This window comes from Gemella sp. 27098_8_92 (genome assembly GCF_041433685.1).
In the GTDB taxonomy this organism is placed as follows: Bacteria; Bacillota; Bacilli; order Staphylococcales; family Gemellaceae; genus Gemella.
Genome location: NZ_JAPWBZ010000001.1, coordinates 26,045 through 37,090, shown reverse-complemented (window position 1 = coordinate 37,090; position 11,046 = coordinate 26,045). Strand labels below are relative to the sequence as shown.

Annotated in this window: 8 protein-coding genes; all 8 read left to right on the top strand. The window is 29.6% G+C overall.

Translation table 11 applies throughout. From position 1 onward, the window contains the following. Positions 1 to 3: 3 nt before the first annotated feature. Positions 4 to 1,809, top strand: coding sequence for an excinuclease ABC subunit UvrC (gene uvrC / locus O3802_RS00170; RefSeq protein WP_371457785.1), 1,806 nt, complete (start codon positions 4 to 6; stop codon positions 1,807 to 1,809). A gap of 146 nt (positions 1,810 to 1,955) precedes the next feature. Continuing rightward, entirely contained in the window at positions 1,956 to 2,870 is a 915-nt protein-coding gene (locus O3802_RS00165; RefSeq protein WP_371457784.1) for a fumarylacetoacetate hydrolase family protein, read from the top strand. Positions 2,871 to 2,882: 12 nt separating this feature from the next. Then, a complete protein-coding gene (recA, locus tag O3802_RS00160) occupies positions 2,883 to 4,016 on the top strand; it encodes a recombinase RecA (protein ID WP_111743154.1) in 1,134 nt (377 codons plus the stop codon). A 7-nt stretch (positions 4,017 to 4,023) separates the two neighbouring features. Continuing rightward, positions 4,024 to 4,116: a DUF4044 domain-containing protein gene (locus tag O3802_RS07665; RefSeq protein WP_111743153.1), complete on the top strand. Its 93-nt coding sequence runs from the start codon at positions 4,024 to 4,026 to the stop codon at positions 4,114 to 4,116. A 98-nt stretch (positions 4,117 to 4,214) separates the two neighbouring features. Continuing rightward, the gene (locus tag O3802_RS00155; RefSeq protein ID WP_371457783.1) at positions 4,215 to 6,401 is read left to right on the top strand and encodes an ATP-dependent helicase; all 2,187 of its coding nucleotides are present in this window, start codon (positions 4,215 to 4,217) and stop codon (positions 6,399 to 6,401) included. 6 nt (positions 6,402 to 6,407) lie between these two features. After that, positions 6,408 to 8,399: an NAD-dependent DNA ligase LigA gene (gene ligA, locus O3802_RS00150; RefSeq protein WP_371457782.1), complete on the top strand. Its 1,992-nt coding sequence runs from the start codon at positions 6,408 to 6,410 to the stop codon at positions 8,397 to 8,399. Next, complete coding sequence (locus tag O3802_RS00145; protein WP_004631977.1) at positions 8,400 to 8,678, top strand: LapA family protein; 279 nt, start codon at positions 8,400 to 8,402, stop codon at positions 8,676 to 8,678. It begins immediately after the preceding gene. A 15-nt stretch (positions 8,679 to 8,693) separates the two neighbouring features. Then, positions 8,694 to 10,949, top strand: a complete 2,256-nt coding sequence (gene recJ / locus O3802_RS00140; RefSeq protein ID WP_371457781.1) for a single-stranded-DNA-specific exonuclease RecJ — start codon at positions 8,694 to 8,696, stop codon at positions 10,947 to 10,949. The last annotated feature ends 97 nt before the right edge of the window (positions 10,950 to 11,046 follow it).

Sequence of the window (11,046 nt, the reverse complement as noted above, 5' to 3'; positions counted from 1 at the left end):
TTAATGAGTGATGAATGGAAATCACAATTTTCTCATCACTCTCTTTTATATGGTGATTATATGAACATGACATTAAAAAAAAAATTAGAATCTTTACCTAGTAATCCAGGGTGTTATTTATATAAGGATAATATTGGAGAGATTATCTATGTAGGGAAAGCTAAAAATCTAAAAAATAGAGTGAAGAGCTACTTTACAGGTACCCATAATAAAAAGACTCAGATACTGGTTTCTAAAATAGAAGATTTAGAGTATATCATAGTAAATTCAGAAAAAGAAGCTTTAATCCTCGAAAATAATCTAATTAAAAAATATAGACCTTATTATAATATAAGATTGAAAGATGATAAGAGTTATCCGTATTTGATGATTACAAAAGAGGAGCATCCACGACTAATTTTAACAAGAAAATATAAAAAAAATAATAAAAATATTTACTTTGGACCGTATGTTGATAGTAAATCTGCATCACAGGTAAAGCAAATACTTGATAAAATCTATCCTTTACGCCGATGTAATCCTATTGAAAAGCGTCCATGTATGTATTATCAGATAGGAGAATGTATAGGGCCATGTGCGAAAAAAATATCGCAGGAAGAATATAAAAAACAAATTGTCAAAATTCGAGAATTTTTAAATGGAGATACTAAAAAAATCTTAGAAGACTTATCTAAAAAAATGAAAAATCATATAAATAATTTGGAATTTGAATCAGCTGCACAAATTCATAATTACATAAAATCAATTGAGGTATCAGTGCAAAGTCAAGTTGTATCAGATAGCAGTAAAATTGATAGAGATTATATAGGCTTTTGTTATAATTCAGATTATATCTGTATACAAATATTTATTTCTAGACTCGGTAATATAATTGAACGAAAGGTAGAATATTTTTCACTTTATGACCAACCAGAGCAAATAGTATATTCATACTTGATGCAGTATTATGCCATTAATAAAGTGCCTAAAGAGATATATATTGATATAAAAAATATTAATTTATTAAGTGAAGTTATTGATGTTAAAACAATTATTCCAAAAAGAGGCACTCATCGTAAAATTTTAAACACAGTTGTAGAAAATGCGAAGTATTTTCTAAATAATAATCTTGAAACAGAAGAATTAAAAGAAAGAAAACTTCAAGTTACACTTAATAATATCGCAGAAAAATTAGGTGTAACTTCTATTAATAGTATAGATGCTTTTGATAATTCGAATATAATGGGGGTAGATGCGGTATCTGTTAAAGTTAATTTTACAAATGGTAAAAAAAATCCCTATAAGTATCGAAAATTTAAAGTTAAGGAAACCCAAGGAATTAATGATGTTGGTACTATGAAAGAAGTTCTATATAGGAATTATAAAGATAGAAAAACTAATACAGAATTACTTATTATAGATGGGGGGAAGAGTCATCTAAATGCCGCAATAGAAATAGTACATGATAAATTAAAATTATATGATATAAAGATAATCGGGCTTGTTAAGAATGATAAACATATTACAGAATATATAATTACAGACGATTATGAAATTATTGAGTTTCCCAAAAAATCAGCAGAATACCTATTCTTCAAGCAAGTACAGGATGAAGTTCATAGATTTGCAATAACATATCATCGTGCTACAAAAACAAAGAATATGTTCGCCTCTAGCTTAGACAATATTTCGGGGATAGGAAAAGCTAGAAAACAAATACTTCTCAAGTCATTTTCATCTATTGAGGAAATAAAGAATGCTCCGGAGGAGAAGTTAGTAGAGTTAGGTATACCCAAAAATATAGCTAAAAAATTAAAAAGGGAATTGTAATGAAAGTCTAATTACTTAATAAAGTTATCTTAATTTTCCTAAAGAAATATACGGATAACTTTATTTTTTTGAAATATTCTATAGAATTATCGTTAAAAATATGGTATAATAACATAAATGATAATAAATGCGTCAAGGAGGCAACTATGAAATTTTTATCTTTTAGTTATAATGATAAAGAATTGTACGGAGTAAAAGTAAAGCGCGAAGAAAGTGCTTGGAATTTAATAAAAGTATTAGAAGATTTTGATAATGAAAATGTGATTCCTCAGACATTAAGAGAAGCGATTGAAGTTTATGGTGTTTCTTTTATTGAAAAAGTAAGAAAAGTACTAAAAGTTGTAGAAGAAAGTGGAAAGGCTAATGACTATAAAGTACCATTTGATAAAATAATTTGGCGCTCTCCTATTACGAGAACACCTAAAAATATTTTATGTGTAGGACATAACTATGAAGCTCACGTTAATGAGCTTGGAGATGAACTTGCTAAAACTCCAAAGGATGTTCTTATCTTCACAAAAGCTACAACAGCATTAGCAGGCAATAACGAGATGGTTCCATCTCATAAAGATATTACGGATAGTTTAGATTACGGGGCAGAACTAGCTGTTGTTATAGCTAAATCAGGGAAAAACATATTAAAACCTCTAGTTCTTGATTATATTTTTGGATATACTATTATGAATGATATTACAGCAACAGATTTACAATATAAACATGGACAATTTTTCCTAGGGAAATCACTAGAAAAATCTGCAGTTGTAGGACCATATTTAGTTACAAAAGATGAGGTTAGTTCACCAGAATCAATGGGAATTGTTACAAAACTTAATGGTGAAATTAAACAAAATGCAATGACATCAGAAATGTTATTTAGAGTGGATGATGTATTAGCAGAAATTAGTAAAATTGTTCCTTTAGAAGCAGGGGATATTATTGCAACAGGAACACCAGCAGGAGTTGGTGCTGCACAAAATCCACCTAGATTCTTAAAAGAAGGAGACGAAATAAAAATTACCGTCGAAGGTATAGGTACTTTAACAACAGTGATTGGAGAATAGAAAGGATAAAACATGGCTAAAAAAGCAAAAGATAAATTCGTTACACATATAGAAAAAGATGATATAAAAGCACGTCAAGCAGCCATTAATGAAGCTATAAAAGTAATTGAGAAAGAGTACGGAAAAGGTGCAATAATGGATATTTCATCTGAAAATCCAATTAAAGTTGAAGCTGTATCTTCAGGATCATTAGCTATAGATTCAGCGCTAGGTATTGGAGGATATCCAAAAGGTCGTATAGTAGAAGTATATGGACCGGAGTCATCAGGGAAAACAACTATTGCCTTACATGCTATAGCAGAAGTGCAAAAGACAGGGGGAATTGCAGCATTTATCGATGCCGAAAATGCTCTGGATATTGAATATGCAAAAGCCCTTGGGGTAGATTTTACACCAGGTAAATTTTTCTTATCACAACCAGATAGTGGTGAGCAAGCGCTAGATATTGCAGAAAAATTAATTTTATCAGGCGCAATTGATATTATTGTAATTGACTCTGTAGCAGCATTAGTACCAAAAGCGGAAATAGACGGTGTAATGGGAGCTAATCATATAGGTCTTCAAGCAAGACTTATGTCTCAAGCACTACGTAAGTTAACAGGACAAATAAATAAAGCTAATACTATAGCATTATTTATCAACCAGCTACGTGAAAAAGTTGGTGTTATGTTTGGAAGCCCTGAAGTAACAACTGGAGGACGTGCATTGAAATTCTATTCTACAGTACGTATCGATGTACGTAAGGGAGAAGCGATTAAAGGCGCTGACAGTGAGATACTTGGTAATAGAACTAAGATTAAAATAGTTAAAAATAAAGTGGCGCCTCCATTTAAGATTGCTGAAGTAGATATTATGTTTGGTGAAGGTATTTCTAAAATCGGAGAAACGCTTGATTTTGCTGTAGATTTAGACATTATTAATAAATCGGGTTCCTGGTTCTCTTACAATGGAGAGAGATTAGGGCAAGGTCGTGAAAACATAAAAAAAGTATTTGAAGAAAACGAAGAATTGTATAACGAAATCTATCATCTTGTCCGTGAAAAAATTATGAATAAGTCTAATAAATCGGATACTGCTGATGAAAATATTAATCATGATATAAATGAATTAGATTTAGGAATAGAAACTTTAGGTGAGGTAGAATAGTTAGAAGATGAATAAGAGAATTTTTAAAATTGTATTGTGGATTATGATTTTTGCAATTTTAGCAAGTGGTTTTATATCAGCGATTGCAATTTTCTTATAGTGATTTAGAATATAAAAAAGTAAAAACTCAGATTTAATCTGAGTTTTTGTTTTGAAAATATGTTAAAATAAGAGTATATCGAAACTAGGAGAAATATAGTGGAATTAGTACAAAATATGAATGAAAATCAGCTAAAAGCTATTTTAAAAACTCAAGGAGCAGTTATGGTAATAGCGGGTGCTGGTAGTGGAAAAACACGCGTCTTAACTAATAGAATTGCATATTTGATAGCAGAAAAGAATGTTTTAGAAAGTAATATCCTTGCAATTACTTTTACAAATAAAGCTGCCAAAGAAATGAAAGAAAGAATTTATAGTCTTGTAGGAGAAACTTCTAAATATATTTGGATAAATACATTTCACTCTATGTGTGTAAGAATTTTACGTCAACATATAGATTTGTTAGGTTATAATAAAAACTTTACAATATTAGATACAAGTGAGCAAAAAACAATTATTAAAAATATTGTCAAAGAACTTAATTTATCAGAGGATTCTTATCAACCAAATAATATTTTAAAAATTATATCTAATTCAAAAAATAGTATGATAAGTGTTAATGAAATGAAAGCACAAGCAAGATTCGGATTTATGAAGAATGTGGCTGAAATATATGAATATTATCAAAAGTATTTGAAAAAAAATAGTGTTCTTGACTTTGATGATTTGATGTTAAAAACTATAGTTCTTTTTGAAAAACATCCAGAAGTACTGGCTATTTATCAAAATAAATTTGAATACATTCATGTTGACGAATATCAAGACACTAACGTTATTCAATATAAACTTATAAAAATGTTATCAGAAGTTCATAAGAATATCTGCGTTGTTGGTGATGATGATCAGAGTATTTATAGCTGGCGTGGAGCTTGTAGCGACAATATTATTAATTTCGAAAAAGATTATGAAGATGTAGAAGTTATTTTTTTAGACCAAAATTATCGCTCTAATTCTACAATATTAGATGCTGCTAATGCTGTTATTAAAAATAATACTGATAGAAAAGATAAAGCATTATGGTCCGAAAATAAGGGTGGGGACAAAATTACAGTATATGCTGCCACAAACGATAAAGATGAAACTGATGATATTGCTAAGAAAGTTTTAGATTTAAAAGCTCAGGGTGTCGATTATAAAGATATTGCCATTTTATATCGTGCTAACTATTTATCACGTTCAATGGAAAATTCATGTATGGCTTTTGGGATACCTTATAAATTAATAGGTTCTTTGAAGTTCTTACAGCGTCAAGAAATTCGTGATTTATTAGCTTATATGAATGTCATTGTAAATAAAAATGATGAATTTAGCTTAAGAAGAATTATAAATGTTCCAAAACGTGGAATTGGAGCGAGTTCAATGGCTAAGATAGATAATTATGCAGAACAATATGGGTTAAGTCTGTTTGAGGCACTTAAAAATATTGATATGATTGGTGTTTCTAAAAAAATTACAACAAATATCCATTTATTAACACAATTAATAGAGAAATATTCTCAAACTGAACAATATTCTATTGAAGATTTAATTGTTGGTATTTATAAAGATTCTGGTTATGAAAGTATGTTAAAAGAATCAGCAGATGCGTATGCAGAAAGTAGAATTGAAAATATCTCAGAATTAGTATCTTCTGCAAAACAATTTTCAAGTATGAATGACAATTTAATAGATTTTATTTCAGAAATGTCATTAACATCTGATGCTGATGATGAAAATGAAGATGATTCTGTAGTTCTTTCTACAGTACACGCAGCAAAAGGTCTTGAATATAGAGTTGTCTTTATTATGGGATTAGAAGAAAACTTGTTCCCATCTATTCGTGATGCAGAAAGCAGTGAGGATGAACGCAATAAAATGGAAGAGGAGCGTCGTCTAGCGTATGTTGCAATTACACGAGCAAAAGAAAAATTATTTATGTCATATGCTAATCGTCGTATGCAATTTGGTTCTATTAAAAATAATAAACGCTCTCGTTTTTTAGACGAAGTTCCGAATAAACTTATGCACTTTGAGTCTGGATTCGGTGCAACTGAAAATGATAGCGGAGAGTCTCAATTAGAAAGTGTCACAAAATTTATAAGTAGACTTAGTCCGAAAATAAAAATTGCAGATAAGCCTAAAACTGATGTTAGAACGAATTATGTAGTTGGGGATATAGTAGTTCATAAAAAATTTGGTGAAGGTAAAGTTTTAAGTATTGAGAAAGATAGTGTTAAGGTAGACTTTGAAAAAGTTGGACCGAAAATACTACTTATAGAATATGCAAATCTTACGAGAAAGGAATAATCTGAAGTGGAGCACATAAAAGAGGAAATTTTTAAACTAGTTGCACTGTTAAATAAGTATTCGTATGACTATTATGTAGAAGACAATCCACAAATTAGCGATACTGAGTATGATACATTATACAAACAACTAGAAAAATTAGAACAAGAATATCCAGAATTCATTCTAGACAATTCTCCAACACAAAGAGTGGGAGATAGAGTACTAGATGAATTTGAAAAAGTTATACATAAAGTTCCTATGTTGAGTTTATCAAATACTTTTTCGATAGAAGACTTAAGAGACTTTGATAGTAGGATAAGTAAGTTGTCTTCAGATGACAGTATAGAGTATATTTGTGAATTGAAGATAGATGGATTGGCAATTTCAATTAATTATGAAAATGGTAAATTGGTGAGTGCCGCTACACGTGGAGATGGTATGGTTGGAGAGAATGTTACAGAAAATATTAAGACTATATTTTCTATTCCAAAAACTCTTAAAACTAAAAAATCATTTGAAGTTCGAGGAGAAGTATATCTCCCTAAAAAGTCATTTGAACTTCTTAATAAAGAACGTGAAGAAAACAATGAAGTTTTATTTGCTAATCCACGTAATGCTGCAGCAGGATCGCTTAGACAATTAGATTCTAAAATAACGGCTAAAAGAAGATTATCGGCATTTATTTATTCTGTTGTTGGTGATGAAAATATTAACTCACAAAAAATGGCATTGACAGTAGCAGCTGATTTAGGTCTACCAGTTAACCCTAATTTTAAGTTGTGTAAAACTATTGATGAAGTAGTAGATTATATTATGTATTGGGAGGAGCATAAACAAGACTTGCCATATGAAATTGATGGGATTGTTATAAAAGTAAATTCTTATTCATTACAAGAAGAGATTGGAAGTACGCAAAAAAGTCCGCGTTGGGCAACAGCGTATAAGTTTCCAGAAGAAGAACTTGCGACAAAATTACTGGATATCGAACTAAGTGTGGGAAGAACAGGAATAATAACACCGGTAGCAGTCTTAAATCCTATTAATATTTCTGGATCAACTGTATCTAAAGCTTCTCTGCATAATAAGGATATTATAGATGAATTAGATATTCATATAGGAGATATGGTTGTGGTAAAAAAAGCAGGAGAAATTATTCCGAAAGTAGTTCGAGTAGTGGAAGAATTACGTCTTGCTAATAGCGAAAAATATGTTATGCCAAATATATGTCCGTCTTGTAAAAGTAAAACTTTTACAAAAGAAGGCGATCCATTTACAAGATGTTTAAATCTGGATTGCCCAGAACAAAATATTAGAAAAATTATTCACTTTGCATCACGAGAAGCATTAAATATTGAAGGTTTGGGCGATAAAGTAGTAGCAACATTGTATGAAAAAGGAATTATAAAACATACTATAGATTTATTTTCTTTAGATCGTAATAAACTTGTCGAATTAGAACGTATGGGAGATAAATCGGTAGATAATCTTTTAAATGCAATAGAGAATTCAAAGCAAAGTTCACTGGATAAAGTTATTTTTGCGTTAGGTATTTTAAATGTAGGTAAAAAAGCAGGTAAAATTCTTGCGGAATATTATAAAAATTTAACTAACTTTTCTAAAGCAACAGTTGATGAATTATTAGAATTACCTGATATAGGGTTAATCACAGCGGAATCAATAGTAGATTACTTATCAAATGCTAATAATCTTAGATTTATTAATGAGTTAATTGAAATTGGTATGAATCCACAATATGATATACAAAATAAAAATACTGACAATATATTTTCAGGGAAGACAATAGTTCTTACTGGTAAATTAGTTGAACTTACTCGTAATGAAGCCAAAGAATATTTAGAACGTTTTGGTGCTAAGGTAACAGGTAGTGTTACTTCAAAGACAGATTATGTAATTGCTGGAGAAAAAGCGGGATCAAAACTTGCTAAAGCAGAACAACTAGGTATTCAAGTGTTAAGTGAAGATGAATTTATAGATATAATGAAGGAGGTACAATAAATGGATAATAAATTACCATATAAAGTATTTGGGATTGTAATAGCATTTGTATCTGTTGTTACATTTTTTATTATGAATTATAACTCTGTGCCGGTATCATTTATATTCTTTACTTTAAAATTACCTTTAACATTGTTATTCTTTATTTGCTTTTTTATGGGGGGAATTGCTGCTAGTTTTTACTGGTATCAACGTTATAAATCTCTTGCAAAAAAATATGAACGAACTGAAAAATTATTATTTACAAAAGAAAAATTAGAGGATGATTCAGAGGAATAGACAGGTGGTGAAATAATGGGGATTAAGTATAAATGGCTCTATCCTAAAAATAATGAAGACTTTCTAATGCAGCTTGAGGAGTACAATATTTCAAAAAATATTGCCAAAATTCTTGATTCTAGGGGAATTCATGATATAAGTGAAGTGAAAAAGTTTTTTTCTGATGATTACGAAGAAGGATATGATCCGTTTTTAATGCACGACATGAAACGTGCAGTTGATCGAATCAACGATGCGATAGAAAATGAAGAGAAGATTCTTGTATATGGGGACTATGATGCTGATGGAATCACCTCAACAGTATTATTAGTGGAAACATTGATATCACTTGGTGCTAATGTTTCATCATATATTCCTAATAGATTTTATGAAGGATATGGTCCTAATAAAGAGGCATTTACAAAAATTATTGAATCTGGTATTACATTAATTATTACAGTTGATAATGGTATTGCAGGTGTGGAAGAAGTAAACCTCGCAAACGAGCTTGGTTGTGATGTTATTATTACTGATCATCACAAAATTCAAGATGTTATCCCTAGCGCTTATGCAGTTATTCATCCAGAGCATCCAGATGGTAATTATCCATTTGGGAAACTTGCTGGAGTAGGAGTTGCATTTAAACTTGCTCATGCTTTATTAGAAATTTTCCCGGATTTTCTTTTGGATTTAGTTGCAATAGGAACAATTGCAGATATGGTATCACTAACTGATGAGAATAGAATCTTTGTTAAACAAGGATTAGAATTAATTAATGAAGATCCTCGCATCGGGATAAAAATGTTACTAGAATTATCAGGTATTACTTCAAAAGTTGATGAACAAACTATTGGTTTTTATATTGCACCTAAGCTGAATTCTATCGGACGTATGAGTAGCGCTAAGTTGGGTCTATCTTTTTTAATGGCAGAAGATGCTTACAATGCAAAAATTCTTGCGGAAAAAATAGAAGAGTACAATATTCAGAGAAAATCTGTTACAGAAGATATAGTGAAGGATATTATTTCAAAAATAGAAAATAGTGATAAGAGAAATAAAGATGTTATTATGATTTATGGAGATTATCATGAGGGCGTTTTGGGTATAGTTGCCTCTAATATTGTGGAAAGATATCAAAGACCGGTTCTTATTATGACTAATAAAGATGGCATCTTAAAAGGGTCTGCGAGAAGTATTTTTGATTTTAATATTTATACTGCCATAAACAAAATTGGAGATAAATTTATTGCTTATGGTGGACATACATTAGCTGCCGGTTTTTCTTTTGAAGAAAATAATTTTGAAACAATTGAAGAAGAACTTAATAAAGATTTTGCAGAATATAAAAATACAAACGAGTTAAAATCAACAAAAACTATTGATATAGTAACTTCATTAGAAGAAATGAGTTATCAATTTTTAAATTCGTTAGATGCATTGAAGCCTTATGGTATGGACTTTGAGAAGCCAACAATTTTATTAGAGAATGCTAAGATTTTAGATAAAGCATATTTTGGAGCAGAGAAACAGTATATGAGATTAACTATTGCAGATGAAGTTGGAAGTTTAGAATGTATAAGTTTTAAAGAGAATTCAGCTTTCAATTCTATAGAAAAGAATGATATTATTGATTTACTCTGTACTTTAGATAAAAACAGTTTTAACGGTCGTACAAAGTTACAAGCACATATTATTGATATGGAAATTAAAGAATTTTTATTCGAAGACTTACGTGAAATAAACTTTAATATAGATAATATTCCAAATAATTGCTTAAAACTTTCTAAGCACTTAGTAAATAAAGAGAATAATTTTTATAGTTACAAAGATTTAGCAGATATAGATGAGACATTTAAAAACATTTATTTATTAGATATACCACAAAATCGAGAACAAGTAGAAGAATTATTGGAGTTAAAACCTAAAAAAATATACCTAGTTTGTTCAGAAAGCAAAGTAATGTCTGATATTTATAAAATAGATAAAAATAGATTAATAAAGCTATTTAACCTTCTTATAAACTCATCCAACAAACAAATAAATATATCTCAACATTTGGATTCTATATTAAAAGTGTTGGTTACCAATGTTGATAGTCTTAAAATAATGATACAAATTTTTCAAGAGTTAAATTTAGTTACGGTTGAAAATAATACAATTATTTTAAATCCTGATTATGAAATTGTAGACTTAAAAAAATCTTCAAGTTTTGTTAGAATGGAAAATATTTTCGAAATGGAGAGAATTTTCCTAAAAGAAAGTATAGAGAATATTAATAAAGTATTTTCATAACAAGAAATTATTGAACGGAAAAACACTCCTTACATGATAACGAGGAGTGTTTTTTACTTATTTAGACGTTTGTTTAACATCATAAGAGACAAAGCTG